The sequence below is a fragment of the Fictibacillus phosphorivorans genome (assembly GCF_001629705.1).
Taxonomy (GTDB): domain Bacteria; phylum Bacillota; class Bacilli; order Bacillales; family Fictibacillaceae; genus Fictibacillus; species Fictibacillus phosphorivorans_A.
The window spans coordinates 2,984,782-3,011,706 of the sequence record NZ_CP015378.1 but is presented as its reverse complement, the minus strand read 5'-3'; the positions used below and the strand labels follow the sequence as shown (position 1 = coordinate 3,011,706).

The window sequence follows — 26,925 nt, the reverse complement described above, 5'->3', positions numbered from 1 at the left end:
AGCATGGCAGCAGAACTAGAATTTGAAAGACCGATACACGAACTGGAGAAAAAAATCGCAGAGCTTAAGTCATTTATGGATGAGAAAGATATTGATTTAACAGACGAGATCAAGAGGCTAGAAGAAAAATTGTCTAACCTTGAAAACAGTACGTATTCAGAGATGAAGCCATGGGATCGTGTTCAAATTGCCAGACATGCTGAACGCCCAACTACCCTTGATTATATTAACTATCTTTTTACGGATTTCATTGAATTACACGGAGACCGTCTCTTTGGGGACGATGAAGCGATCGTTGGAGGAGTAGCTTTTTATAAGGAACTTCCTATTACAATCATCGGACACCAAAGAGGAAAGGATACGAAAGAAAATCTTCGTCGTAACTTCGGTATGCCTCATCCAGAAGGCTATCGCAAGGCACTGCGTTTAATGAAACAAGCCGAGAAGTTTAATAGACCTATTATCTGTTTTATTGATACAAAGGGAGCATATCCAGGAAAAGCAGCTGAGGAAAGAGGACAGAGTGAAGCGATCGCTCGTAATTTAGTTGAGATGGCTGGGTTAACTGTTCCTGTTATTTGTGTTGTGATCGGAGAAGGCGGAAGCGGTGGAGCATTAGCGTTAGGTGTGGGAAATTACGTACACATGCTCGAGAACTCAACTTATTCTGTTATCTCTCCAGAAGGCGCAGCCGCCATTCTTTGGAAAGACGCTTCCATGGCAAAAAAAGCAGCAGAATCTATGAGAATTACTGCCCCAGACTTAAAAGAGTTAGGAATTATTGATGAGATCATTGAAGAAGTGAAGGGTGGAGCACATAAAGACGCGAAACATCAAGCGGAATTGATCGACCAGGTTTTGGAAACTTCATTAAATTCTTTACTCTCGTTGTCTGAAGAAGAGCTCATAAATCAACGCTATGAAAAATATAAAAAAATCGGACAATTTGGGTTTGTAAACGATTCCATTGTTGTTAAATAGGGAATGTGCCTTTCTGCTTGTAGAAAGGCGCATTTTTTTGCCTATTGTTGTCTATTGTGTTCAACATTTGAACATGATATTTTAATAAGACGAGAGAACTAGAGAGGTGAAAGGTTTCATGAAGCGGATAGGAGTTCTAACAAGTGGTGGCGATTCACCAGGCATGAACGCTGCGATTCGGGCAGTTGTTCGAAAAGGAATCTACCATGACTTAGAAGTTTATGGGATATACAATGGTTATGCAGGACTAATTTCGGGGAATATTAAAAAACTAGAATTAGGATCTGTTGGGGATATTATACATCGTGGAGGCACAATGCTTCATTCGGCACGTTGTTTAGAGTTCAAAACACCAGAAGGACAACAAAAAGGTATCGAACAGTTAAAGAAATTCGGTATCGAAGGATTAGTTGTTATTGGTGGGGACGGATCTTTTCAAGGTGCTAAGAAATTGTCTGAACAAGGTTATCCAACGATTGGTGTTCCTGGAACGATTGATAATGACATCCCGGGTACAGATTTCACGATTGGTTTTGATACAGCATTAAATACGATTATCGATGCAATCGATAAGATCCGTGACACGGCTACCTCACATGAGCGTACTTATATCATTGAAGTAATGGGACGTGACGCTGGTGACTTAGCTCTATGGGCTGGACTTGCAGATGGTGCTGAGACGATCCTCATTCCTGAAGAAGATCACAAGATGGATCAAGTCGTTCAAAAGCTACAGCGAGGACACGAGCGTGGAAAGAAACACAGTATCATTATTGTCGCTGAAGGTTGTGGAAGCGGCGTTGATGTTGCTAAAGAGATCGAAAGGCTTTCAGACTTCGAAACAAGGGTTACTGTTCTGGGTCACATTCAACGTGGTGGTTCCCCTACAGCTTTTGACCGTGTACTAGCAAGCCGTCTTGGTGCGCAAGCGGTTGAACTCTTATTAGAAGGTAAAGCTGGACGGACAGTAGGTATTGAAAATAACAAACTTGTTGATTATGACATTACAGAAGTATTATCTAGAAAACATTCAATAGATAAGCAAATGTATAAATTATCACAAGAATTATCTATATAATCTGCTTAATGCATCGTACGGCTGCAGTTTGACTGCAGAAACCTTACGATGCCTTTCTGCGAAAAAAGAAAACCAGGAGGCCATTTACATGATGCGCAAAACAAAAATCGTTTGTACGATAGGACCGGCAAGCGAAAGTATTGATAAGTTAAAAGAATTAATGAATGCTGGGATGAACGTTTCCCGCCTTAATTTCTCCCACGGTGATTTTGATGAGCATGGTCAACGAATCATCAACATTCGTGAAGCATCTAAAGAGCTTGGAAAAACAGTTGCGATCCTTTTAGATACGAAGGGACCTGAAATCCGCACTCAAACATTAGAAGGTGGAGTTGCAGAACTTGTAGCTGGGAACGAATTGATCGTTTCTATGGAAGAAGTAGTGGGTAACGACAAAAAGATTTCTGTAACATACCCAGGTCTTGTTGAAGACGTACATGTAGGATCAAGAATCCTTCTTGATGACGGACTGATCGAACTTGAAGTAACAGCGATCGGCGAAAAAGAATTGACTACAAAAATCTTAAACTCCGGTACATTAAAGAACAAAAAAGGTGTAAACGTACCTAACGTAAGCGTGAAACTTCCTGGTATCACAGACAAAGATGCAAAAGATATCGAGTTTGGTATTGAACAAGGTGTTGATTTTATTGCCGCTTCATTCGTACGTCGTGCAACAGATGTTCTTGAAATTCGTGAGATCCTAGACCGACATAATGCAAACCATATTCAAATCATCCCGAAGATCGAGAACCAAGAGGGTGTAGACAATATCGATGAGATTCTTGCTGTTTCTGATGGTCTGATGGTAGCACGTGGAGACCTAGGTGTTGAGATTCCAGCAGAAGAAGTACCTCTTGTTCAAAAAATGTTGATCAAGAAGTGTAACGAGCTTGGAAAACCAGTTATTACGGCAACTCAAATGTTAGATTCTATGCAACGTAACCCGCGCCCAACGCGTGCTGAAGCGAGTGACGTAGCAAACGCGATCTTTGACGGAACTGATGCAATCATGCTATCAGGTGAAACAGCTGCTGGTACTTATCCAGTTGAAGCGGTTCTTACCATGCATAAGATTGCAAGCCGTGCAGAAAGCTCGTTGAACTATAAAACATTATTATCTTCAAGAAGCAAAGAGAGCAAAACGACAATTACAGATGCGATCTCTCAATCTGTTTCCTTTACAGCTCTTAACCTAGATGCAGATGCAGTTATTACTGCTACTGAAAAAGGTCAAACAGCTCGCATGATTTCAAAATATCGTCCAAAAGCTCCTATCATCGCAGTAACAAGCAACGAAGATGTTTGCCGTAAGCTTGCACTTGTTTGGGGAGTAACACCAGTTAAAGGTGAAAAAGCTGGAACAACAGATGAAATGTTCCAAATTGCAATTGATTCAGCGCTTAAAGCAGAAGCTGTTCAACACGGAAACCTTGTTGTGATCACGGCAGGTGTACCAGTAGGTGAATCTGGATCTACAAACTTAATGAAGGTCCACATCATTGGTGATGTGCTTGCTAAAGCTCAAGGAATCGGACAATCATCTGCTTCAGGAAAAGTAGTTGTAGCTAAAACAGCTCAAGAAGCGATGGATAAGATGACTGAAGGTGCAATTCTAGTAACGGTAGGGACGGACCGTGATATGATTGGTGCATTTGAAAAAGCATCTGCTGTTATTACAGAAGAAGGCGGATTAACAAGCCATGCTGCTGTATGTGGAGTATCGCTAAGTATTCCGGTTATCGTTGGTTTGCAAAATGCAACTGATATCTTTAAAGATGGACAAGAGATCACAATCGATGCTTCTGTTGGATATATCTATGATGGAAGAAAGAACGTTATCTAATGATACGAAAAAGAGAAGGGTGAAACCTTCTCTTTTTTGATTCGTAAAAAATGGAATAGGCTTGATCCTTATTACATGTTTAACGAAAGCGGTGGTTTAAGTGTTTCGTAAGCTATTACCGATCTTTATTCTTATTCCTGCCATAGAGGTAGGACTCTTTATATTGGCTGGACAATATATAGGCATTCCTGCGACGATTGCTGGAATATTTTTCACGGGTATATTAGGTGCTTATCTAGCCAAAAAAGAGGGGCTACAGACTCTGCAACGGGTGAAGATGCAGATGGAGAGCGGTCAGATGCCAGGAGAGGCAGTTCTTGATGGCGCATGTATCCTAGTCGGTGGGGCATTACTCTTAGCACCTGGATTTTTAACCGACATTCTAGGTTTCTTCTTACTGATTCCTCCCCTAAGAAAGCCAGTGAAGTTGTGGATGAAAGCAAAACTCTTCCAAAAGATGCAATCAGGACAGTTTTACTTCATAAAAAGAAGGTAGAATTACTAGTTTCTGACAGAATCAACATTGTAAATCATATGAGGCTGTTTTCTAAACGATTTTTGCTTTCAAGTCTGTTTGTATACTCTTCTTTGACCGTTGATTGGAGTGAAAGGTGCGAGACTCCTGCGGGACAAGCGGTCAGTCTGAAATGTGAAAGTGGCTCGTTCAGCCCCGACCAGCAAAAGTTTAATGGGCTAGGAAGGCGCACTTTGCCTTCTTGTCCGTTTAACTTTTGATCTCGAGGGGCTAGCCGCTGCAACTGGACAGGTGAGACACTTAAATGCGCAAAGCGGCAAGTGGCTCACCGCCTGCCCTGCGGAAAGCGAGCAGCCTGTAATGGAAATCGACTACTTTCAAAAGCAACAATGAACATGAAAACAATCAAACAAAAAGAACGATGCTCACTTAAAGCATCCGTTCTTTTTATTTGTGTATAGGCTTCATAACAAATTGATAGATCTCATGAAAGAACTTTGCTTCATAAAGGGCACGAATAACGACTAGGATAACAGGTCCTATTATAAGTCCGATAAACCCTAGAAGCTGGAACCCAGCAAACAGAGAGACTAAAGTAGCGAGGGGATCAAGTCCGATCGTTTGAGATAGAAGCTTTGGTTCCATGATCTGTCGTTGAATAACAACAACTCCATACAATATCGATAGACCGATCGTGAGAGTGTAATTTCCTGTTAGGAAGCAGTACGCGATCCACGGCAGAAAAACAGCGCCTGTTCCAAGGTAGGGTAGCAGATCAATCGCTCCGATCAGTACAGATATGGTAACTGCATAATCAATCCGCAACAACAAGAGGCCTACTAATACGATACAAGCTGTTATGGAGATCAAGGTTAACTGGGCTTTTAAAAAACCAAATAAAGCTTTTCGGAGTTCTACATATACCGTTGTGACAGTTTGGATTAACTTTTCAGGGAAGATTGTGTTGAGAAATCCTGTAAGACGGTACCAATCCTTACTAATAAAAAAAGCAGCGAGAAGCGAAAAGATAAAAACCGTTAAAAAAGTTGGAAGACTTACGATCATTAGAGAGACACTATTAATCACGGCCTGTGTCATACTGGACGCATTTGTGGTAATGCCGGTTCCGATCTTCTCGATATTATCCATTACCGTTTCTTGCTGATCCGTTCCCAACTTGCTATAAATAGAGAGTAAATCTTGATATAAAGGAAGTACGTTCGTTTTAAATGATCGTTCAAAATAAAAGACCAGCTCTTGAATATATGCGGGCAATTCATGTGCAATATAAGCAAAACCAGTCATCATCTCTTGAATGAGCAAGGTCAGTAACAAGACAATTACACCTAAAAGGCCTAATATAGAAAGAATGACGGCTAGAGCTCGATTCACTTTAAATCGGTCCACGATAAAGCGTACAAACGGGTTGATCATCAGTGCTATGATCGCGCCCGCTATAAAAGGATAAAGGATAGCAGAAACATAATAGCCTGAAAAAATAAGGACGATTGCAAGGAATATAATAAATCCTATGCGCAACAAACGATGTGTTAGTTCAGCATACATAGTGTTCACCTGCCTTTTCGTACAAATCTTTTAGAAAGGAATGAAAACGATGGGACCTTTACTTTTTTTATTAGGTTTATTGATCATTGGCCTACTTGCAAAAAATCAATCATTGATTGTCGCAGTGGCATTTTTGTTAGTGTTAAAATTTACCGGTATGGGAGACAAATGGTTTCCTGCTATTCAGCAAAAAGGAATCAACTGGGGTGTGACGATCATAACAATTGCCGTCTTAGTTCCGATAGCATCAGGTGAGATCGGATTTAAACAGTTGTCTGACTCCTTGCGTTCTTATTATGCATGGGTTGCTCTATTATCTGGCATTTTCGTTGCAGTGATCGCAAGTAAAGGACTTCATTTGCTTCAGAATGATCCTCATATCACGGCAGCTTTAGTCTTTGGCACAATCCTTGCCGTCGCTCTTTTTCAAGGTGTGGCGGTGGGACCGTTAATCGGAGCAGGAATCGCTTATATGGCCATGAAATTAGTAGGGATGTTTTCAGGTTCATGACGCTTTCAGCACGAATTAAGTGATATCCGTTCACAAATATCAGATTATTGTTTATAATTGATGTGTATGTCCCATTTCCTTTAAATAGTCTTTCATTTTTCAAGTCTCAGTTTCGAGATTAAAAAAGTTGGGAATGTAACCTTGAATCCAGCTTTTTTATTAAAAGGAAAATGTAAGCTCTTTCTATTTTTTAAAAAGTGAAACAATTAAAGGAGAAGAGAGAATAACAGAAAAAAAGGAGAGATAGCCATGACAGCTACAAGAGGATTAGAAGGAATTGTTGCAACGACATCTTCTGTCAGCTCTATCATTGACGATGTATTAACCTATAGAGGATATAGCATTGATGACTTAGCTGAACATGCAACTTTTGAGGAAGTTGTATACTTGCTATGGAATGGTAAACTGCCTTCCCAATCTGAATTAGATTCATTTAAATCAGAACTTGCTGAGGCTAGTGAGCTGCCTGCAGAATTGTTGGAACAAATGAAATCGCTTCCTTTGAAGAATACACATCCTATGACTGTTCTTCGTACAATCGTGTCGACATTAGCGATGTATGATTCAGAAGCAGAGGATATGTCTACAGATGGAAACTACAAAAAGGCCATCCGTCTTCAAGCTCAGATGTCATCACTTGTAACGGCATTTGCACGTATTAGGGAAGGAAAAGATCCTATTGCTCCTAAAAAAGAACTTAGCTATGCAGCTAACTTCCTATATATGCTTACAGGCAAAGAGCCTGATGAAATTTCTGAAACTGCTTTTAACAAAGCATTAGTATTACATGCTGACCATGAGCTAAATGCATCCACGTTCACAGCACGTGTATGTGTGGCTACACTTTCTGATATCTATTCAGGAATCACAGCAGCGATTGGCGCTTTAAAAGGACCACTACATGGTGGAGCGAACGAACAGGTAATGAAGATGCTTTCTGAAATCGGTGAGGAAGCAAACGTAGAATCTTACTTGGATAACGCGATTGAGAACAAACAAAAGATTATGGGCTTTGGGCACCGTGTATACAAGAACGGCGATCCACGCGCAAAACACTTACGTGAAATGTCTAAACAACTAACATCTATCACGGGTGAAGAGAAATGGTACACGATGAGCGTTAAGATTGATGAGACGCTTAAGCAGAAAAAAGGCTTGTTGCCAAACGTAGACTTCTATTCTGCTAGTGTATATCACAGCTTAGGCATCGATCATGACCTATTCACGCCGATCTTTGCGATCAGCCGTGTTTCCGGATGGATTGCACATATCTTAGAGCAATACGAAAACAACCGTTTGATTCGCCCTCGTGCTGAATATATCGGACCTGATATGCAGCAATATGTTGCTTTAGAACAAAGATAATATAAAAACAATAGGTTATATCATAAAAAGAGAAGGGATTCTTCTTCTCTTTTACCTATGTTTTTTAGTAGACTAGTAAAGTACATGCAATACAAGAATTAGGAGGAATTTTAAAAATGTCTAACGGAGAACGTATTACAGTCGACAATGGTGTATTAAACGTACCAAATCAACCGGTGATCCCTTTTATCGAAGGTGACGGTACAGGTCCTGATATTTGGGCTGCTGCTTCACGTGTATTAGAAGCTGCTGTTGAAAAAGCATATAATGGTGAGAAAAAGATCGTTTGGAAAGAAGTATTAGCAGGAGAGAAAGCATTTAACCAAACAGGTGAGTGGCTTCCTGCAGAAACTCTTGATGTGATTCGCGATTACATAATTGCGATTAAAGGACCTTTAACAACGCCAGTAGGCGGAGGGATCCGTTCTTTAAACGTTGCTTTAAGACAAGAGTTAGATCTATTTACTTGTCTACGTCCTGTTCAATACTTTAAAGGTGTTCCTTCACCAGTTAAACGTCCTGAAGACACAAACATGGTTATTTTCCGTGAGAATACAGAAGATATCTATGCTGGTATCGAATATGCAAGTGGATCTGATGAAGTTAAAAAGTTGATTCAATTCCTACAAGATGAAATGGGTGCTAACAAAATCCGTTTCCCTGAAACTTCTGGTATTGGTATCAAGCCTGTATCTTCAGAAGGTACTCAACGTCTTGTTCGTGCAGCTATTCAATATGCGATCAACGAAGGACGTAAGAGTGTAACTTTAGTTCATAAAGGAAACATCATGAAGTATACAGAGGGTGCTTTCAAGAACTGGGGATATGAGTTAGCAGAAGCTGAGTTTGGTGACAAAGTATTCACATGGGCTCAGTATGACCGTATCGTTGAAGAAAGCGGAAAAGATGCTGCAAACAAAGCACAAGCAGATGCTGAAGCTGCAGGAAAGATCATTGTTAAAGACTCTATCGCTGATATCTTCTTACAACAGATCTTAACTCGTCCAGCTGAGTTTGATGTAGTTGCTACAATGAACTTAAATGGAGATTACATCTCTGATGCTCTTGCAGCACAAGTTGGTGGTATCGGTATCGCACCAGGTGCTAACATCAACTACGAAACAGGACATGCTATCTTTGAAGCAACTCATGGTACTGCACCAAAGTATGCTGGTCTTGATAAAGTAAACCCATCATCTGTAATTCTTTCAGGTGTGTTGATGCTTGAACATCTAGGATGGGGAGAAGCTGCTAAATTAGTACTTTCTTCTATGGAAAACACAATCGCAAGTAAAGTTGTTACTTACGATTTCGCACGTTTGATGGACGGCGCTACAGAAGTTAAATGTTCTGAGTTTGCTGACGAACTAATTAAAAACATGTAATCTAAACGACCCCTTTTTATAAGGGGTTTTCTCAACATCATTTATACTTTTAAAACTGTTCCTGGAGGGGAAGACATGGCTAACAAACGAAAAAAGATTTCGGTTATTGGTGGAGGATTTACAGGAGCAACAACGGCTTTTATCTTAGGTCAAAAAGAAGTTGGGGATGTAGTATTAGTTGATATTCCTCAAATGGAAAACCCTACAAAAGGTAAAGCGCTCGACATGATGGAAGCAAGTCCTGTTCAAGGTTTTGATGCGTCAATTACAGGTACTAGCGATTATGCAGATACAGCTGAATCTGATGTAGTGGTCATAACAGCGGGAATTGCTCGTAAGCCTGGGATGAGCCGTGATGACCTCGTGAACACAAACGCTGGGATCATGAAAAGTGTAACGAAAGAAATCGTTAAACATTCTCCTGATTGCACGATTATCGTTTTAACAAATCCAGTTGATGCGATGACTTACACTGTATTAAAAGAGTCTGGTTTCCCTAAAAGCCGTGTAATCGGACAATCTGGAATACTAGATACAGCACGTTTCCGTACGTTTGTTGCTATGGAGCTTAACGTTTCTGTAAAAGATGTTACTGGTTTTGTTCTTGGTGGTCACGGAGACGATATGGTGCCACTCGTACGCTACTCTTATGCAGGTGGAATTCCGTTAGAGAAATTAATCTCTAAAGAACGTCTAGATGCAATTGTTGAGCGCACACGTAAAGGTGGAGGAGAGATCGTTAATCTCTTAGGTAACGGATCTGCTTATTATGCTCCAGCAGCTTCTTTAGTTGAGATGGTAGAAGCGATTGTTAAAGATCAGCGTAGAGTGCTTCCATCTATCGCTTTCTTAGAAGGTGAATATGGATACGATGGTATCTGTCTTGGCGTTCCAACGATTCTTGGCGGTGGTGGTCTAGAAGAGATCATCGAACTTGAGCTGACTGCAGAAGAGAAAGCAGCGCTCGATCAATCGGCTGAATCTGTTAAATCAGTTATGAAAGTATTAGCATAAGCGTGTGAGAGATTCGGGTTAACTCCCGAATCTTTTCTCCTATAAATAATGAAAGCGTTATCATAAAGAGGGGGTTATTAAATGCTGATAGGAAAAAAACGAAAACTTGGAAGAAAAATAGATGAGATCCAAGCTGGAGAAAAATTAGAGATGCAAGAAACGATAGAAGATAAAGATCTTCTTCTGTATTTAGGCTTAACGAATGACAATAACCCATTATTTATCCAACACGATTATGCAACACTAACACCTTATAAAAAGCCCGTCGTCCCTCAGGTTATGTTAATGGGAATGGTGACATCAGCGGTATCAAAATATTTACCGGGTCCTGGTAGTTCCATCGTAGAATCCAGTTTTACATTTATTAAACCCGTTTATCATTATTCGAAATTAACTTTTTTGTTTCAAATTACGGAAGTTAACAGAGATAAGCATATTGTTAATATGAACGTTAGAGCTGAAAATGAGGAAGGAATTGAAGTGCTGAAGAGCACTTTGCAAGTTTGTCCCCCATATGCTACAAAATCAATTACATCTAATACGATGGAAAATTTCTAAACCTTTCATTTGAAAGGTTTATTTTTACGTTCATTTTTTGAAGCAGTTTTATATGTAGTAATTACGATTAAATCCGTAGAATAGAAGGAAATATAAGAATAAAACTCCTTAATGTAAAGGAAATGTTAAGTATATGTAAAGCCACTATGAAAATTTTGCGTTTTTTGTACACACTATAAAAAAAATAGTATGATGAATTTGTACAAGTCGTAAAAAGGTGGGAATATGATGAGCCAAAAGTTACTCGTAGTAGAAGATGAAATTTCGATCTCAACATTGTTGCAATTTAACTTAGAACAAGCAGGATTTCAAGTAGTTACGGCAATGGATGGCAAGAGTGGATTAGAAAAAGCGGAAAGCGAAGAACCTAATCTAATCATATTAGACCTTATGCTGCCAGAAATGGATGGAATAGAAGTATGTAAAGAACTCCGTTTAAGAAAACTAAATATTCCTATTCTCATGTTAACGGCTAAGGATGATGAGTTTGATAAGGTGTTAGGCCTTGAGTTAGGTGCGGACGATTATATGACGAAACCATTCAGTCCAAGAGAAGTAGTTGCAAGGGTAAAGGCAATCCTCCGCAGGTCAACATCAGTCAATACAGAATCAGAAAAGAAAAAAGAAGAAGTAGAGCACCTTAAAATTGGTGAAGTTGATATTTATCCGGAAAACTATGAAGCATATTTCAAGGAGAAAGCACTAGAACTTACACCAAAAGAATTTGAACTGCTCGTCTATCTTGCTAGACATAAGAGTCGTGTCCTTTCGAGGGAACAGCTGCTTTCTGCAGTTTGGAACTATGATTTTGTAGGGGATACTCGAATTGTTGATGTTCATATCAGTCATTTAAGAGAGAAAATCGAGACTAATACACGTAAGCCAATTTATATTAAAACCATAAGGGGATTAGGATATAAGCTAGAGGAGCCTCAATAATGCATGATTTTAAGAACCGAGTACTTACCTTTTTCCTGCTCGGTATTTTATTGGTTTTTATTCTATTAGCTCTAATCATGGGGAACATTGTCCATCATAGTGTGAAAGATAAAAGAATGGCTTTTTATAAAGGTGAATTAAGTTTGATCGAACAAGTTCTCAAGACTGAAGAATCAAAGCTAGTCATCATGAATCTTTTAAGAACGGCATCTAAAGATTTAGATGGTGAGATTTATGTCCTGGATTCAGATTGGAACGTGAAATATTCATCGGACATAAATAGTCCAAGAAACATGTCTTTGTTCAAAAAAGAAAATGTGCCGAATAGTGAGAAACTAGCTCAAAAGAATGAGAACGGCAAATTATACTATACGTTAAAAAAGAGAGACGAGACAGGATATATTCAGGTCGTTATACCAGAAGGTGCAGCAGAATCGGAAGAAAGATCGATTTGGATCATGATGTCGATCGGTTTCCTGATCTGTTTTATCATCATTTTATACGTGTCTCTTAAAGTGATTCATAAGATTGTCAGACCTGTAGAAGAGGCGACCCAGACTGCGAAAGAGCTTGCAAAAGGTAATTTTAAAGCAAGAACCTATGAGTATTTTGGAGAAGATATCGGAGAATTAAACTACTCATTAAACGTTTTAGCACGAAACTTAGAGAAGATGACAAAATCCCAAGAATCTCAGCATGATCGCTTGATAACATTAATAGAGAATATGGGAAGCGGACTTATTCTTATTGATAAAAACGGCTATATCAACTTAGTAAACAAAACGTTCAAAGAACTGTTTAAAGAACATACAGATTATTGGACGGGTCATCTTTTCTATGAAGTATTTCCTTACACATCCATCAAGGATATTGTAAAAGAAACGTATCTAACTGAAAAAAAGGTGAGAAGAAATACGGTTATCCCTATTCACATTGATACAAAACATTTTGATGTCTATAGTGCTCCTGTTATGAACGCAAGAGGTAAGCTTAAAGGAATCGTGCTTGTTTTTCACGATATTACAGAGCTTAAGAAACTCGAGCAAGTAAGGAAAGATTTCGTGGCTAATGTCTCACATGAACTTAAAACACCGATCACTTCTTTAAAAGGTTTTGCAGAGACTTTATTAGATGGTGCTGGTGAGAATGAAGAATATCGTAACAAGTTTTTAACGATCATGTTAAATGAAAGTGATCGGCTACAGGCATTAATACAAGACTTGTTAGATCTTTCTAAAAGTGAACAAGGGTTTCACCTAGAAACTCAATCTGTTGATCTTGGTGCTTTAGTGAACGATACCTTTGAGATTCTTCAGCCAAAAGCTGAAAAGAAAGGTATTGCTCTATCCGTAGATATTTCTGGTGAAACGGTTATGGATGGAGATTCACCTCGTTTGAAGCAGATCGTGATCAACCTTGTATCAAACAGCTTAACGTACACTCCTGCTGGTGGTCGCGTAAACGTAAGCGTGGAAGAATTGGAAGACCATGTGAAGTTACTGATCAAAGATACAGGAATCGGCATTAAGGAAAGTGAGATTCCACGAATATTCGAACGGTTCTACCGTGTAGATAAAGCTAGAAGTAGAAATTCAGGAGGTACTGGACTAGGGCTTGCCATAGTCAAGCATCTTGTGGAAGCGCATCACGGAACTATTGAAGTTCAGAGTAAGCCAGGGGAAGGGTCTCAGTTTACGATTCTATTTCCGAAGAAGTTGGAGTTGTAAGATTTACAATTCCTTTACACACTTGTTTTCTTTAGTTAACAGTTCAAACTTATGATTAAAGTATCCTTTTTCAGTACCCCCTTAGCGAGAGTCCTTCATGGATTCTCGCCTTTTTTATGCCTAAGAGCTCTTCTGTTCCTACTTTTTTGTTTCTCGTTGTCATCGTGATACAATAGATGATAGAAGAAATGTCCTCAGGAGGTTACGGACTTGGCAAAAACAAATAAATTAGTACTTATTGATGGAAATAGTATTGCATACAGAGCTTTTTTTGCTCTACCTCTTTTAAACAACGATAAAGGTGTTTATACAAACGCTGTGTACGGGTTTACACAGATGCTCTTGAAAATCTTAGAAGATGAGAAGCCTACACATATCCTCGTTGCTTTTGATGCCGGAAAAACAACATTCCGCCATAAGACATTTGGTGAATATAAAGGCGGCCGTCAGAAAACCCCACCAGAATTATCTGAGCAGTTTCCGTTTATCAGACAGTTATTAGATGCATTTAAAATCAAACGTTATGAGCTTGAAAATTATGAAGCAGATGACATTATTGGAACCCTTGCTTCTTATGCTGCAGATGGAAACTGGGATGTGAAAGTATTTACGGGAGATAAAGATCTACTTCAACTTGTTACGCCTGATGTTGAAGTCGTGTTAACTAGAAAAGGAATCACTGAGGTTGAGGCTTATACCGTAGAACAAGTGAACGAGCGCTACGGAATTACACCTCATCAAATCATAGATATGAAGGGCCTTATGGGAGACCCTTCCGACAATATTCCGGGAGTACCTGGAGTTGGTGAAAAAACTGCGATCAAGTTGATCAAGCAATATGGAACGATTGAAAAAGTTCTTGATTCAATAGATGAGATTTCAGGTGCTAAGCTTAAAGAACGATTAACAGAGAATAAAGAGCAAGCTATTATGAGTAAAGAGCTTGCTACGATAACGAAAGAAGCTCCTATTGAAGTCAGTCTGGAAGAAACGAATTATGATGGTTATGAAACGTCTTCTGTATTTCCTCTTTTCAAAGAGTTAGGGTTCAATTCATTGCTCGAACGATTAGGCGGAGATGATGAAATTCTTCAGGATGAGGAAAAAGAAGAACTTAACTTCAAAACGGTAACGAAAATTGAAGCTGACATGTTAAAAAGTCCTTCATCCCTGATCGTAGAAACGTTAACAGAAGATTATCATAAAGCTAAAATTCATGGTTACGCTGTAAGTAATGATGCGGGAACATTTTATATCCCTTCGAGTCTTGCTGATCAATCAGAAGAATTTCAGGAATGGCTGCAAGATGAGAACCAAAAGAAGAGAATGTTTGATGCGAAGAGAGCGCATGTAGCGTTACACGGACAAGGTATCTTGTTAAATGGTATTGATTTTGATATCCAGCTGGCTTCCTATCTCCTAAATCCTTCTGAATCGTTAGATGAAGTAGCAGATGTTGCGAAGCAGTATGGCAAATCTAATGTTGACGTGAATGAAGCAGTATATGGTAAAGGGGCTAAGAAAAAACTGCCAGAAGATGAAGCTGTTCTTGCTGAGCATCTTTCTAGAAAAGCATATACTGTCTTTGAATTGAGCGACCTGCTCGATGAGAAGTTAAAAGAAAATGAGCAGAGTGATCTATTCTATCAGCTAGAGATGCCATTAGCTCTCGTATTAGCCAAGATGGAAGAGTTCGGCGTAAAAGTAAAATCAGATACCCTTCAAAAGATGGGTGCTGACTTAGACATACAATTAACTTCACTTGAAAAAGATATTCACGAACTTGCTGGAGTATCATTTAATATAAACTCGCCTAAACAGTTGGGCGAAATATTATTTGAGAAGTTGGACTTGCCGCCTGTGAAGAAGACAAAGACGGGTTACTCAACTTCTGTTGATGTATTAGAGAAGTTAGAAGGCAAACATGAGATCATCAATAAGATCCTTATCTATCGTCAGCTCGGAAAGTTACGATCTACTTATATTGAAGGTCTGCTAAAAGTAGTAAAAGAAGATACGGGTAAGATTCATACACGCTTTAATCAGGTTCTCGCGCAAACGGGAAGACTGAGTTCTATCGATCCGAACCTTCAAAACATTCCGATTCGATTAGAAGCAGGAAGAAAGATCAGACATGCCTTTGTTGCCTCACAGCCTGGATGGAAAATCCTTGCGGCTGATTATTCACAGATCGAACTGCGCGTATTGGCTCATATCTCTCAAGATGAAAACTTGATGGAAGCCTTTAAGACAGAGATGGATGTTCATACGAAAACGGCCATGGACGTCTTTCATGTAGAAGAAAGCGAAGTTACTTCTGAGATGAGAAGACACGCTAAAGCTGTAAACTTTGGAATCGTATACGGAATCAGTGATTATGGCTTATCACAAAGCCTAGGGATCACGAGAAAAGAAGCTGGAGAATTTATTGCATCCTATTTGGATAGTTTCCCTGGTGTTCAACAGTATATGAAGGACAGTGTTTCTGAAGCCAAGCAAAAAGGGTTTGTTTCAACTCTGCTTCATAGACGACGTTATCTGCCTGAAATTAATAGTCGAAACTTTAACCTGCGTAGTTTTGCAGAAAGAACAGCAATGAACACACCGATTCAAGGAACAGCTGCAGACATCATAAAAAAAGCGATGGTCGATATGGATCAACGTTTAATCGACGAGAAACTTGAAGCAAAAATGCTGCTCACTGTACATGATGAACTTATTTTTGAAGTACCTGAAAATGAGCTGCAAAAACTAGAAGAGATTGTTTGCGAAGTGATGGAATCAGCAGTAGAACTTGATGTACCATTAAAGGTAGATGTGAATTGGGGAGATTCCTGGTTCGAAGCAAAATAATAGTACAAACAGCATCCTCTAGATTCAGGGTGCTGTTTTTCTAATAAGGTTGGTGAAAGAATGCCTGAGTTACCTGAGGTCGAAAATGTCAAAAACACTTTGAATCGATTTCTTCCAGGAAAGATGATTACAGATGTGAAAATATACTGGGAAAATATTATTAAACATCCTGGGACAGAAGAATTCATTTTGAAACTAAAAGGTCAAACCTTTCAAAGTGTGTATCGAAGAGGTAAGTTTTTAATTTTTCATCTTGATGAGGATGTATTAGTTTCTCACCTAAGGATGGAAGGGAAATATGGGTTGAATCAAAAAGATGAACCTGCTGATAAACATACACATGTTATTTTTCAGTTCTCTGATGGAACCGAACTAAGATATCGAGATGTGAGAAAATTTGGGACGATGCATCTGTATCCAAAAGGAACAGAAGAAAGTCATGCACCATTGAAAACTTTAGGTATAGAACCATTATCAGATTCTTTAACAGCTGCACTCTTAAAAAAGCTGTTTGCTAATCGAAAACGTAACATAAAATCGGTATTGTTAGATCAGACTCTTATTGCTGGTTTAGGCAACATTTATGTCGATGAAGTATTATTTCAGGCTGGAATCCATCCAGAGACCTCAGCAAATAAATTAAGTCAGCCCCGGTTAAAGAAATTGAAAACCGCCATTACAGAAATTCTTTCTGAGTCTGTGAAACACGGGGGAAGCTCGATCCGCTCTTACACGAACGCGGTTGGTGAGACAGGTGGCTATCAGCTGAAACTATTTGTTTACGGTCGAAAAAATGAAGCATGTCGTGTATGTGGTACCGAGATTGAACGATTAGTTGTAGCAGGTAGAGGCACTCATATTTGTAAGACTTGTCAAAAATAAACCATTTCTGTGCTCCTTTCATATACTACGTTTACCGTTAACTGAAAGGAGTACAGGAACAATGGTGGCTTACTCTTTTGTTTTGTTGGCACTAGCCGTCAGCCTGGACAGTTTTGGAGCCGGATTAACGTATGGAATGAAATCCATTAAAATTCCTTTTCGCTCCATTATCATCATCGCAATTTGTTCAGCTGTTACCTTTTTACTTTCGATGTTGCTTGGATTTACGTTAGAACAATTTATTTCACCTAAGACAGGTGAGATATTGGGAGGCGTGATTCTTCTAGGAATCGGAATCTACTCTCTATGGCAGGTTTTCTTACCAGAAAAAGAGAACGTTGAGTGCTTGGAAAAAGAACCTAAGAACATTGTGCTTTTTGAAATCAAATCGTTAGGAATCGTCATACACATTCTAAAGAAACCAGTTATGGCTGATATCGATAAGTCTGGATCGATTACGGGCTTAGAAGCCGTATTGCTTGGAATAGCATTATCGCTTGATGCATTTGGAGCAGGAATAGGCGCTGCACTCATCGATCTGTCACCTTCATTAACCACCATTACCATTGCGTTGATGAGTGCCTTATTCTTATGGGGTGGTATGATACTAGGATTATATCTTTTTAACAAAACAAACTGGATGAAGGGATTGTCCGTTCTGCCAGGAGTTTTGCTGATCGTAATGGGATTATTAAAAATGTAACCGTGGAGGATAACTGTGATTATTGGATTAACAGGAGGCATCGCTACAGGGAAGTCAACAGTCAGCAACATCATCAAGAGTCAAGGAATTCCTGTTGTTGATGCCGATATTATTTCAAGAGAAGTTGTTATGCCAGAGAAAGAAGCGTATGAGAAGATCGTGGCTTGTTTTGGGGACCAAATATTAAATGATGACAAGACAATAAACAGAGCAGCGTTAGGAGAAATCATCTTCAATGATTCAGAAAAAAGAACAATGTTGAACGAGATTGTTCATCCTGCGGTAAGGAAGGAAATGAAACGGCAAGCAGATGCTTATCAACGTTCAGGTGAGTCTTTAGTGGTTATGGATATACCACTCTTATTTGAGAGTAACCTGACACATATGGTTGATCGAACGTGGTTAGTCTATACTGCCCCAGAACTGCAACTTCAAAGATTGATCAACCGTGACCATTTTTCAGAGAAGCAAGCATTGTCTAGAATTCACTCGCAGATGCCGATCACAGAGAAAAAGGAACTGGCAGATGTAATTATCATGAATAATGGCTCTCTTGTAGAATTAGAAAATGATGTTCTATTATTACTTAACAAACAAAAAAACAGACCTGATAACTAATTCAGGTCTGTTTTTATCTATATGAGCCCTTTTTCAGCCTAATTTAAATAAAAGTATGTTCTTTTCAAGTTCTAATATGATATACTAATTACAGATAGATACAAGATAGAGTATAACACATTGGAAGGAGCAGCTTCATGAAAGCAAAAATTGCAATTAATGGCTTGGGGAGAATCGGAAGAATGGTCTTCCGCAAAATGATGGAGAACGATGAATTTGAGGTTGTAGCTGTTAATGCCAGCTATCCAGCCGAAACTCTTGCTCATATGGTTAAGTACGATTCTATACATGGAACGTATTCTGGAGATGTTGTTGCTGGAGAAGATGCCCTTTTTGTTAATGGAAAAAAAGTTCAGTTAGTTAACTCTCGTGATCCTCGTGAACTACCTTGGGGAACATTAGGCGTTGATATTGTTATAGAAGCAACAGGGAAATTTGTTTCACAAGAATCTGCTGGTCTTCATATTGAAGCGGGTGCTAAGAAAGTAATTATTACTGCACCAGGGAAAGACGAAGACATTACAATTGTTATGGGTGTAAATGATAGCGATTACATTTCTTCTGAACATCATATTATTTCTAATGCATCGTGCACAACCAATTGTTTAGCACCTGTGATTAAAGTGCTAGATGATCAGTTCGGAGTACAATCTGGCATGATGACAACGGTACATGCGTATACGAATGATCAAAAGAATATTGATAATCCCCATAAGGACTTAAGACGTGCGCGCGCTTGTGGAACGTCAATCATTCCAACTTCTACAGGTGCTGCAAAAGCTATTTCAAAAGTCTTGCCTCACTTAGAAGGTAAATTGAATGGTATGGCACTCCGTGTTCCAACACCTAATGTTTCTTTAGTGGATGTTGTTGTGGAATTAAAGACTCCTGTATCGAAAGACCAAGTGAATCATGCTTTCCAATCTGCTTCTGAAGGTTCGTTGCGTGGAATCTTAGGATACAGCGATCTTCCACTCGTTTCGATTGATTATAACGGAAATGAAAATTCTTCAATCGTAGATGGTTTATCTACGATGGTAATGGACGGAAACAAAGTGAAGGTCCTTGCTTGGTACGACAATGAATGGGGTTATTCATGTCGAGTAGTGGATCTAGCTAAACATGTGAGTGTTGCTTTAAATATGCCGATTCAAGAAAAAAATGTATCGGTATCATAAACATTCATGAAAATAAATAAATAAGTAAGAGCTGGATTTCACATCAGCTCTTTTTTGCGTTTCAATGAACCAGTATATTTCGCTCTATCTTTATCCTTAAAAAACAATAAAAAATTGATTCGAAAAAATTTGCCTATAGTTATTGCAAATAAATTTTAAAAGAAGTATACTATGATTCGTGAACTTCAAATAAAGCAAACAAAGGCATTGAATGCTACTTAAAGGGTTAGGACCTCTTTGGACTAACTTGCCCCCGTGGTAGATGTTCGATACCGCATGCTTGAAGGCATGATTATTTTTAAAAGGGGGACTATGCTAATGGATACAATGGGAAGACACGTAATTGCTGAGTTATGGGGTTGTGATTCTGAAAAACTAAATGACATGAAATTTATTGAAGAGACATTCGTTGACGCTGCATTGAAAGCAGGTGCAGAAATTCGTGAGGTTGCTTTTCATAAATTTGCTCCACATGGTGTAAGTGGAGTTGTTATTATCTCTGAATCTCATCTAACTATTCACAGTTTTCCTGAGCATGGTTATGCAAGTATTGATGTATATACGTGTGGAGATCGAATCGATCCTAACGTAGCTGCTGATTACATTTCAGAGGCACTTGGCGCTAAAAAGCGCGAAAACTTGGAAGTTCCTCGTGGGATGGGTCCAATTTCTGTTGCCAAATCAAAAGTTACTGCTCAATAATTTAAAACAGAATGTACGTGAGGTGTGAGAAATCACACCTCTTTTTTATTTCACTCATTATAGGGAATAATAGGATACAAATTATATTGCTTTGGAGGACTACTATGTTTAGAAAACTTCAAAATCTAATGGAAAATCATGCGGAAACGAGTGAACAGCATGTGGACGAAAGACTTAGAACCCATTATTTTAAAGCTAATAAACCAGAAGTTATGAAAGTGATCAAACAGATCCTAGATGAAGACACCAATTTTCATGAACTTGGTTTTTCAGAAGAAAGGGGAGAAGTTACGTTTGAAGTCAGACAGCCTAAGAGTGCGTTTGTTGTTATTAGTGTAGTAACAGTTAGAGCGAATCGAACTGCTGTAGATCTGAACGTTTCAACAGAATCTGCTCTTCCTTTTAATTTTGGTAACAATCAAAGGCTAATTGTTAATATTTATGAGATCTTAAAAGAAAAACTAACGTTTGTAGGGACGTCAATGGCTGAAAAATTGTAGGAATAGCTTGTCACATTCCTCCCTTTTCTTTAAGATAGATAGAGAATAAGAAAATTTTTTGGGGATGATTACAATGAGGTGTCCTACTTGCCAGCACAACGGAACAAAAGTGCTTGATTCAAGACCTGTACATAGCGGAAGATCCATTCGCCGCAGAAGGGAATGTGAATCTTGCAGCTATAGATTTACTACATTTGAAACGGTAGAACAAACACCGCTTATCATTGTTAAAAAGGGCGGAGAACGAGAAGAGTTCAGCCGTGAAAAGATCCTTAGAGGGCTTATTAAAGCTTGCGAAAAAAGGCCAGTCCCCTTGGAAACGCTTGAAAATATAGTAGATAGCATTGAAAAAGAATTACGGAACTCAGGTGCATCTGAAGTATCAAGTACAGCCGTTGGTGAACAGGTGATGGAACATCTGTCTAAAACGGATGAGGTGGCTTATGTTAGATTTGCCTCTGTATACCGTCAATTTAAAGATATCAATGTTTTTATACAGGAATTGAAAGAACTAATTAACAAGGAGGAGCGTTAAAGCGTATCTTAGACTGCTGTAACGCTCTTTTTATTCCACTACCAAACCGAATTCTACTTTGTTAGAAAACGGCTAATAATGAACAAACTACTCTGGCTGACGATACTAACATCCGTCGGCCAGCTTACTTTAAAGACTTTTTAACAAAGGGTGAAAACGATGACGGTACATTTTCAAGAAGTTGTGCCCGTTGATACGTATTCCGTCCAGTGCAAGGGTATGTTGCATGAAATAGATCATAAAGTTCTTACCATGTTATATCAGCCGTTGGTTGGCGCATTTGCACATAGTTTATATATGACATTATGGTGCGAAGTAAATATGGATCGGCAGACACAAAAACATCAGCACCTCATGAACGTAACTCAGTTCTCGCTAAAAGATATTTTGGCGGGGAGAAAGAAGCTAGAAGCGATCGGTCTCTTGAAGACGTTTAAAAAAGACGGCGATAGTTCAAGGGAGTACGTTTATGAGCTTCAACTCCCGCTTTCGCCAAATGCTTTTTTTACAGATGGCTTTTTAAGCATATATTTATTTAACCGTTTAGGAAAAGCGAAGTTTACTGAAGTTAGAGAGTCCTTTTATATTGCCCAAACCGATGTGTCGGAGTATAAAGAGGTTACTGCTTCGTTCAGTGATGTGTTTACTTCTTTGCACCCATCTGAAATGTCATCGAAGAGTTATGCGGAGATTAACGAAAACGTTCTTCCAGAAGATGTCTCTTTACATGAAAAAGACATTCATGGGAAAGTTGTACTAAGTGAATCCACCTTTGATTTCGAAGCGATGGTGAATCAGATCTCATCTTTTATCGTGCCTAAAGAGGTGATCACCCCGAAATTAAAGGAAGCGATTTATAAGTTAGCATACATCTATCAGTTACAACCGATGGATATGAGTAAGCAAATTCAAAACGTATACTACTCGACAGGAGAAATTACTGCAGAGAGTTTAAGAAAAGAAATTCAGAAATGGTATCGATTTGAGCATGAAGAAGGACTGCCGGTTCTTGCGTTAAAGACGCAGCCGGTTCCATTAAAAGCTCTTCATGGCATGCAGCCTCAATCAAAAGAAGAAGAACTTATCAAATACTTTGAAGAAGTGTCACCTTATCGTTTGTTAGAAGATTATTCAGGTACAACTCCTTCAGAAGTAGATTTAAAACTCGTTGCCTATTGTATGATCGATCAGAATCTAACGCCAGGTGTTACGAATGTTCTATTAGATTATGTTTTATCTGAGAATGATATGAAGCTTGCAAAAGGGTTGATCGAACGGATTGCTTCACATTGGGCTCGAAAAAAAGCACAAACGGTTATAGAGGCAATGACATTAGCACGCGATGAAAAACGGAAGTATAAAGAATGGCAAGATAAAAAGGTGAATTCTGGCTCTTATAATAAGGGTAATAAGAAGAGTAACGTTACTGTTCCTGATTGGCTGAAACAGGATAGAGTATCTGCTGATCAGACTGGTGATGCTAACACAGATACTACAGAGGATGAGAACCGTAAATGGCTTGAGAGTTTGTTAAATAGTTCGAAATAAAGGGGGGAATAATATGGAATCCATAAAGGAATCTGTTAAGAATATGCCGGGGTTTGATAAGTTTCAGGAAAGATTTGAGCAAATGAAGCAACAAGTACTTACAGACCCTGGGGTCATGCGTTTTCTGCGAGAGAACCCTGACATATCAGATGTCCATGCGGAAAAATTATTGTCCAGTTTTTACACCTTTAAGAACGAACAGCATGCTTGCCGCAATTGTCCGGGTTTAGAGAATTGTCCTAACCTTATGCAAGGGTATCGTTCTGAACTGACGAAAGTGAGACAAACCGTAGAACTAAGATACAAACCTTGTGAACTAAAAGTTATCGATGAACAAAAGAAATCCATGACTTCATTGATTAAGAGTTACTTTATACCGAAAGAGATCCTCGAAGCGAGATTTGATCGTTTGTACAAACATAGTATTGACGAAACAAGACGTAACGCGATATCGAAGGCTTATGAATTTGTCCAGATGGCAGGTTCGGGTCATCAAGCAAAAGGGATCTACTTCTATGGAAAGTTTGGCGTTGGTAAAACATATCTTCTGGGTGCGATTGCAAATGGTTTAGCCGAAAAAGGTGTACACTCTTTGATCATTCACACACCGGAGTTTCTTCGAGAAATGAAATCTTCACTTTCTGATGGAACATTTGACTCAAAGATGGAACTGTTAAAGACTGTTCCCGTATTGATGCTTGATGATCTTGGTGCTGAGAATATGACGAACTGGGTCAGGGATGAGATTATTGGCGTTATCCTTCAATATCGAATGATGGAAAAACTGCCTACTCTCTACACCTCCAATTGTGATTATGATATGCTGCAGCAGCATCTATCGTATTCTCAAAAGGGTGGACTTGATGAATTGAAGGCTCTTAGAATCATGGAGCGGATCAAACACTTAAGTACTCCGATTTTTATGGGTGGAAATAAAAATTTCAGAGAAGATTATTAATATAGTTTCTGCTCTTTTAAAGGGCAGGGACTTTTTTTGAAAAAACACAAAGCTGTCTCTTCAACAAAAATATGATAGGATAAGAACAGACAAGATCTTAAGACATTGTATTCGGAGGTTACCGATGAGTATAGAATCTATTTTACAAAAAGCTTTAGATGGCGAACGTTTATCGGTAGAAGATGCCGTTAAACTTTATGAAAGTGATGAAGTAGAACGAATGGGAGAAGTTGCGGATATTATTATGAAAAGGTGGCATCCTGAACCGATTACCACATTCGTAATTGGCCGTAACGTAAACTATACAAATTTTTGTGATACATATTGCAGATTCTGCGCGTTCTATAGAGCGCCAGGAAGCAGCGAAGGTTATGTGTTGGATGATGAAGTAATCTTTCAAAAGATTCAAGAGACCGTAGATGTAGGTGGTACAGAAATTCTTATGCAAGGCGGAACAAATCCTAACTTGCCGTTCAGCTACTATACGGACTTGTTAAGAGAGATCAAAAAGCGCTTTGATATCACGATGCATTCATTTTCTCCAGCAGAAATATGGAAGATGGTTGAAGTGTCTGGTCTATCTCTAGAGGAAGTACTCCGTGAACTGAAAGCAGCTGGGCTTGATTCTCTTCCGGGAGGCGGAGCTGAAATTTTAGATGACCGTACCCGTAAGAAGATCAGCAGACTTAAAGGCTCGTGGACAGAGTGGATCGATTGTATGAAAACGGCAAAAAAAGTTGGACTGCATTCTACTGCTACGATGGTTATTGGATTTGGTGAAACGTTTGAAGAACGCGCACTTCATCTACAGCGTGTTCGTGATGCACAAGACGAGACAGATTGTTTCTTAGCTTTCATCTCTTGGACGTTCCAACCGGATAACACGAACATGAAGGCTGAAAAGACAACTCCGAGAGAATATCTGAAGAATGTTGCGATCTCTCGTATCTTCTTAGATAACATTCCTAACTTCCAATCTTCTTGGGTTACGATGGGACCTGAGGTTGGTAAAAAATCTCTTCACTATGGCTGCAACGATTTTGGCAGCACGATGATGGAAGAGAACGTTGTTTCAGCAGCTGGAACGACTCACAAAGTAAACACGAACTTAACACTGCGATTGATTCGTGAAGCAGGTAAGATACCAGCACAAAGAAATACAAAATACGAAACACTTCGTGTATTTGAGGACGAAGAAAAAGCTGAAAAAGATTTTGTGATGCAAAACTAATTCAACAGCGAAGCACTTGGCATTTTTATGTCAGGTGCATTTTTTCATTCTGATTGGATGGATGATCTCAGCTTTAAAGATTGTCCTATAGGCACATACAGAATATTGAGGATACAAATGATTCCAAGACGGGGTCTTTTGTTTTATATTCAAAATAGTATGGAGTGACTTTCGTATTAAAAATAATTATCGTAATTTTCCTTATATTTTAAATTTTGTGTATAATATAAGAATATTTAGAATAAAGGGGGAAATATAAAAATGGAAATGAAAAGAAAATTTAAAATGGGACTAATAGGTTTATCAGCTGCGTTTCTAGTAGCTTGCTCGTCAGGTTCTGGTGATAAGTTGACGGTGGGAACAGATGCAGCATATGCCCCCTTCGAATCCTTAGACGGTGATAAAATTGTAGGATTCGACGTTGAATTGCTCGATGCTGTGATGAAGGAAGCCGGATTGGATTATGAATTAAAAAATAAAGGGTGGGACCCGTTATTTATTGCTCTTCAGAATGAAGAAGTTGATGCAGGGATCTCTGCTATTACGATCAATGATGATCGTAAGAAAAGTTATGACTTTTCTTCGCCTTACTTTGAATCGATCAATATGATTTTAGCAAAAGAAGGAACATCGATTAAGAGTGCGAAGGACTTAGAGGGAATGAAGGTAAGTGTGCAGAACGGAACGACCGGACAAGCAGCACTTGAAAAGATGTTTGGTAAAAATGAAAACATTAAGAAATATGAAAACAATGTATTAGCGATACAAGCACTATTAAACGGTGAAGTAGAAGCGGTAGTGGCAGATAACGCTGTAGTACAAGAATATGAAAAAAATAACCCTGATAAAAAACTCGTAACTATCAGCGATAAAGAAAATTTCGAGAGTGAATTTTATGGGATTATCTTCCCTAAAGATGGTGAACATCAAGAAGAGATTAACAAAGCAATGAAGAAAATTATCGATGATGGAAAATATGCTGAGATCTATAAAAAATGGTTTGGTGAAGAACCAAATGTAGATGTGCTGAAACAATAACATTCTCAGGAGGTCTTCATGGATTACTCTTTACAGATTATTAGTGATTACATGCCTTTGTTCTTAAAAGGAACATGGGTAACCGTTCAGTTATCATTTTTGGCGATTCTATTCGGTACAATATTAGGTTTATTCATAGGGCTCGGCAAAATGGTGAAGAACCCTTTTATTAATCTTCCGTGCATATGGTATATTAGTTTTTTTCGAGGCACACCTTTGCTAGTTCAGATTCTATTGATTCATTCAGCGCTTATGCCACTGTTCATGAAGCCGCCAAACGTGTTCATTTCAAGCGTTCTAGCTCTTTCGCTTAATGCTGCTGCTTATATCGCAGAGATATTTAGAGCGGGAATTCAATCGATCGATAAAGGACAGATGGAAGCGGCGCGTTCGCTCGGTATGAATCATGTACAAGCTATGAAACATGTTATTCTGCCGCAAGCGTCTAGAAGAATGATCCCGCCGCTAGGTAACGAGTTTATTGTACTGATTAAAGATTCATCACTCGTTTCAATTATTGCAACCCCGGAATTAATGTATTATGCGAGAGCGATGATGGGGCAGTATTATCGTCCATGGGAACCTTATATGACTGCTGCCTTAATGTATTTAATCTTAACGCTTGGCATGGCTTTTATCTTATCAAGAATCGAGCGGAAATTCGTTTATTGAAACAACCCTCCCTACAGGGTTGTTTTTTCTTTTCTAAGTAACATGTTTTAGGACCTCGTCCC

Annotated in this window: 25 protein-coding genes; 24 read left to right on the top strand and 1 reads right to left on the bottom strand. The window is 38.9% G+C overall.

Translation table 11 applies throughout. The features are described from left to right. Nucleotides 1–3: 3 nt before the first annotated feature. The 4 genes from accA (at nt 4) to ABE65_RS15505 (ending at nt 4,401) form a co-directional block, all read left to right on the top strand. Nucleotides 4–981 carry an acetyl-CoA carboxylase carboxyl transferase subunit alpha gene (accA, locus tag ABE65_RS15520; RefSeq protein WP_066396773.1) on the top strand — a complete coding sequence of 326 codons (978 nt, stop codon included), beginning with the start codon at nt 4–6 and terminating at the stop codon, nt 979–981. Nucleotides 982–1,099: 118 nt separating this feature from the next. After that, on the top strand, nt 1,100–2,059 hold the full coding sequence (gene pfkA, locus ABE65_RS15515; RefSeq protein ID WP_066396772.1) for a 6-phosphofructokinase: 960 nt from the start codon (nt 1,100–1,102) through the stop codon (nt 2,057–2,059). A gap of 91 nt (nt 2,060–2,150) precedes the next feature. After that, on the top strand, nt 2,151–3,905 hold the full coding sequence (gene pyk / locus ABE65_RS15510; RefSeq protein ID WP_066400242.1) for a pyruvate kinase: 1,755 nt from the start codon (nt 2,151–2,153) through the stop codon (nt 3,903–3,905). Nucleotides 3,906–4,005: 100 nt separating this feature from the next. Then, nucleotides 4,006–4,401 carry an FxsA family protein gene (locus ABE65_RS15505; protein ID WP_066396771.1) on the top strand — a complete coding sequence of 132 codons (396 nt, stop codon included), beginning with the start codon at nt 4,006–4,008 and terminating at the stop codon, nt 4,399–4,401. Nucleotides 4,402–4,827: 426 nt separating this feature from the next. On the opposite strand, the gene ytvI is transcribed toward ABE65_RS15505, so the two are convergent. Continuing rightward, entirely contained in the window at nt 4,828–5,946 is a 1,119-nt protein-coding gene (gene ytvI, locus ABE65_RS15500; protein WP_066396770.1) for a sporulation integral membrane protein YtvI, read from the bottom strand. A 49-nt stretch (nt 5,947–5,995) separates the two neighbouring features. Here ytvI and ABE65_RS15495 point away from each other — a divergent pair, with 49 nt between their 5' ends. The 20 genes from ABE65_RS15495 to ABE65_RS15400 all read left to right on the top strand — a co-directional run bounded on the left by ABE65_RS15495 (nt 5,996) and on the right by ABE65_RS15400 (nt 26,863). After that, nucleotides 5,996–6,457 (top strand): DUF441 domain-containing protein, encoded by a 462-nt coding sequence (locus ABE65_RS15495; protein ID WP_156499188.1) that lies wholly within the window; start codon nt 5,996–5,998, stop codon nt 6,455–6,457. A gap of 249 nt (nt 6,458–6,706) precedes the next feature. Further along, the gene (gene citZ, locus ABE65_RS15490; RefSeq protein ID WP_066396765.1) at nt 6,707–7,822 is read left to right on the top strand and encodes a citrate synthase; all 1,116 of its coding nucleotides are present in this window, start codon (nt 6,707–6,709) and stop codon (nt 7,820–7,822) included. A 116-nt stretch (nt 7,823–7,938) separates the two neighbouring features. Beyond that, on the top strand, nt 7,939–9,207 hold the full coding sequence (icd, locus tag ABE65_RS15485; RefSeq protein ID WP_066396762.1) for an NADP-dependent isocitrate dehydrogenase: 1,269 nt from the start codon (nt 7,939–7,941) through the stop codon (nt 9,205–9,207). Between the two features lie 75 nt (nt 9,208–9,282). Further along, nucleotides 9,283–10,221, top strand: coding sequence for a malate dehydrogenase (gene mdh / locus ABE65_RS15480; protein ID WP_066396759.1), 939 nt, complete (start codon nt 9,283–9,285; stop codon nt 10,219–10,221). Between the two features lie 81 nt (nt 10,222–10,302). Further along, the gene (locus ABE65_RS15475; RefSeq protein ID WP_066396757.1) at nt 10,303–10,779 is read left to right on the top strand and encodes a MaoC family dehydratase; all 477 of its coding nucleotides are present in this window, start codon (nt 10,303–10,305) and stop codon (nt 10,777–10,779) included. Between the two features lie 228 nt (nt 10,780–11,007). After that, a complete protein-coding gene (locus ABE65_RS15470; protein ID WP_066396754.1) occupies nt 11,008–11,718 on the top strand; it encodes a response regulator transcription factor in 711 nt (236 codons plus the stop codon). Next, nucleotides 11,718–13,445, top strand: a complete 1,728-nt coding sequence (gene pnpS, locus ABE65_RS15465) for a two-component system histidine kinase PnpS (RefSeq protein ID WP_066396753.1) — start codon at nt 11,718–11,720, stop codon at nt 13,443–13,445. The genes ABE65_RS15470 and pnpS overlap by 1 nt, the downstream gene beginning before the upstream one ends. Before the next feature lie 210 nt (nt 13,446–13,655). Further along, nucleotides 13,656–16,298 carry a DNA polymerase I gene (gene polA, locus ABE65_RS15460; RefSeq protein ID WP_066396752.1) on the top strand — a complete coding sequence of 881 codons (2,643 nt, stop codon included), beginning with the start codon at nt 13,656–13,658 and terminating at the stop codon, nt 16,296–16,298. A 60-nt stretch (nt 16,299–16,358) separates the two neighbouring features. Next, nucleotides 16,359–17,180, top strand: coding sequence for a DNA-formamidopyrimidine glycosylase (gene mutM, locus ABE65_RS15455; RefSeq protein ID WP_066396749.1), 822 nt, complete (start codon nt 16,359–16,361; stop codon nt 17,178–17,180). A 61-nt stretch (nt 17,181–17,241) separates the two neighbouring features. Next, nucleotides 17,242–17,883, top strand: coding sequence for a sporulation membrane protein YtaF (ytaF, locus tag ABE65_RS15450; RefSeq protein ID WP_066396747.1), 642 nt, complete (start codon nt 17,242–17,244; stop codon nt 17,881–17,883). A gap of 15 nt (nt 17,884–17,898) precedes the next feature. Further along, on the top strand, nt 17,899–18,501 hold the full coding sequence (gene coaE / locus ABE65_RS15445) for a dephospho-CoA kinase (RefSeq protein WP_330998108.1): 603 nt from the start codon (nt 17,899–17,901) through the stop codon (nt 18,499–18,501). Nucleotides 18,502–18,638: 137 nt separating this feature from the next. Continuing rightward, nucleotides 18,639–19,679 carry a glyceraldehyde-3-phosphate dehydrogenase gene (locus tag ABE65_RS15440; RefSeq protein ID WP_066396745.1) on the top strand — a complete coding sequence of 347 codons (1,041 nt, stop codon included), beginning with the start codon at nt 18,639–18,641 and terminating at the stop codon, nt 19,677–19,679. A gap of 318 nt (nt 19,680–19,997) precedes the next feature. Beyond that, nucleotides 19,998–20,381 (top strand): adenosylmethionine decarboxylase, encoded by a 384-nt coding sequence (gene speD, locus ABE65_RS15435; protein WP_066396744.1) that lies wholly within the window; start codon nt 19,998–20,000, stop codon nt 20,379–20,381. A gap of 104 nt (nt 20,382–20,485) precedes the next feature. Next, entirely contained in the window at nt 20,486–20,881 is a 396-nt protein-coding gene (locus ABE65_RS15430; protein ID WP_066396743.1) for a hypothetical protein, read from the top strand. Between the two features lie 73 nt (nt 20,882–20,954). Further along, complete coding sequence (gene nrdR, locus ABE65_RS15425) at nt 20,955–21,416, top strand: transcriptional regulator NrdR (RefSeq protein ID WP_066396742.1); 462 nt, start codon at nt 20,955–20,957, stop codon at nt 21,414–21,416. Nucleotides 21,417–21,575: 159 nt separating this feature from the next. Next, complete coding sequence (locus ABE65_RS15420) at nt 21,576–22,964, top strand: replication initiation and membrane attachment family protein (RefSeq protein ID WP_066396740.1); 1,389 nt, start codon at nt 21,576–21,578, stop codon at nt 22,962–22,964. A gap of 13 nt (nt 22,965–22,977) precedes the next feature. Next, nucleotides 22,978–23,922, top strand: a complete 945-nt coding sequence (dnaI, locus tag ABE65_RS15415; RefSeq protein ID WP_066396737.1) for a primosomal protein DnaI — start codon at nt 22,978–22,980, stop codon at nt 23,920–23,922. A 124-nt stretch (nt 23,923–24,046) separates the two neighbouring features. Continuing rightward, a complete protein-coding gene (gene mqnC, locus ABE65_RS15410; protein WP_066396733.1) occupies nt 24,047–25,153 on the top strand; it encodes a cyclic dehypoxanthinyl futalosine synthase in 1,107 nt (368 codons plus the stop codon). Nucleotides 25,154–25,420: 267 nt separating this feature from the next. Beyond that, on the top strand, nt 25,421–26,191 hold the full coding sequence (locus tag ABE65_RS15405; RefSeq protein WP_082861583.1) for a basic amino acid ABC transporter substrate-binding protein: 771 nt from the start codon (nt 25,421–25,423) through the stop codon (nt 26,189–26,191). 18 nt (nt 26,192–26,209) lie between these two features. Then, nucleotides 26,210–26,863 (top strand): amino acid ABC transporter permease, encoded by a 654-nt coding sequence (locus tag ABE65_RS15400; protein ID WP_066396723.1) that lies wholly within the window; start codon nt 26,210–26,212, stop codon nt 26,861–26,863. Nucleotides 26,864–26,925: the final 62 nt, after the last annotated feature.

Excerpts from the sequence above, each read along its gene's own strand:
- mdh (WP_066396759.1), top strand. The coding sequence starts at position 9,283 with ATGGCTAACAAACGAAAAAAGATTTCGGTTATTGGTGGAGGATTTACA.
- mqnC (WP_066396733.1), top strand. The coding sequence starts at position 24,047 with ATGAGTATAGAATCTATTTTACAAAAAGCTTTAGATGGCGAACGTTTA.
- nrdR (WP_066396742.1), top strand. The coding sequence starts at position 20,955 with ATGAGGTGTCCTACTTGCCAGCACAACGGAACAAAAGTGCTTGATTCA.
- dnaI (WP_066396737.1), top strand. The coding sequence starts at position 22,978 with ATGGAATCCATAAAGGAATCTGTTAAGAATATGCCGGGGTTTGATAAG.
- ABE65_RS15475 (WP_066396757.1), top strand. The coding sequence starts at position 10,303 with ATGCTGATAGGAAAAAAACGAAAACTTGGAAGAAAAATAGATGAGATC.
- citZ (WP_066396765.1), top strand. The coding sequence starts at position 6,707 with ATGACAGCTACAAGAGGATTAGAAGGAATTGTTGCAACGACATCTTCT.
- accA (WP_066396773.1), top strand. The coding sequence starts at position 4 with ATGGCAGCAGAACTAGAATTTGAAAGACCGATACACGAACTGGAGAAA.
- ABE65_RS15420 (WP_066396740.1), top strand. The coding sequence starts at position 21,576 with ATGACGGTACATTTTCAAGAAGTTGTGCCCGTTGATACGTATTCCGTC.
- ytaF (WP_066396747.1), top strand. The coding sequence starts at position 17,242 with ATGGTGGCTTACTCTTTTGTTTTGTTGGCACTAGCCGTCAGCCTGGAC.
- icd (WP_066396762.1), top strand. The coding sequence starts at position 7,939 with ATGTCTAACGGAGAACGTATTACAGTCGACAATGGTGTATTAAACGTA.
- ABE65_RS15470 (WP_066396754.1), top strand. The coding sequence starts at position 11,008 with ATGAGCCAAAAGTTACTCGTAGTAGAAGATGAAATTTCGATCTCAACA.
- ytvI (WP_066396770.1), bottom strand. The coding sequence starts at position 5,946 with ATGTATGCTGAACTAACACATCGTTTGTTGCGCATAGGATTTATTATA.
- speD (WP_066396744.1), top strand. The coding sequence starts at position 19,998 with ATGGATACAATGGGAAGACACGTAATTGCTGAGTTATGGGGTTGTGAT.
- ABE65_RS15400 (WP_066396723.1), top strand. The coding sequence starts at position 26,210 with ATGGATTACTCTTTACAGATTATTAGTGATTACATGCCTTTGTTCTTA.
- ABE65_RS15405 (WP_082861583.1), top strand. The coding sequence starts at position 25,421 with ATGAAAAGAAAATTTAAAATGGGACTAATAGGTTTATCAGCTGCGTTT.
- ABE65_RS15430 (WP_066396743.1), top strand. The coding sequence starts at position 20,486 with ATGTTTAGAAAACTTCAAAATCTAATGGAAAATCATGCGGAAACGAGT.
- pfkA (WP_066396772.1), top strand. The coding sequence starts at position 1,100 with ATGAAGCGGATAGGAGTTCTAACAAGTGGTGGCGATTCACCAGGCATG.
- pnpS (WP_066396753.1), top strand. The coding sequence starts at position 11,718 with ATGCATGATTTTAAGAACCGAGTACTTACCTTTTTCCTGCTCGGTATT.
- mutM (WP_066396749.1), top strand. The coding sequence starts at position 16,359 with ATGCCTGAGTTACCTGAGGTCGAAAATGTCAAAAACACTTTGAATCGA.
- ABE65_RS15440 (WP_066396745.1), top strand. The coding sequence starts at position 18,639 with ATGAAAGCAAAAATTGCAATTAATGGCTTGGGGAGAATCGGAAGAATG.
- ABE65_RS15495 (WP_156499188.1), top strand. The coding sequence starts at position 5,996 with ATGGGACCTTTACTTTTTTTATTAGGTTTATTGATCATTGGCCTACTT.
- pyk (WP_066400242.1), top strand. The coding sequence starts at position 2,151 with ATGCGCAAAACAAAAATCGTTTGTACGATAGGACCGGCAAGCGAAAGT.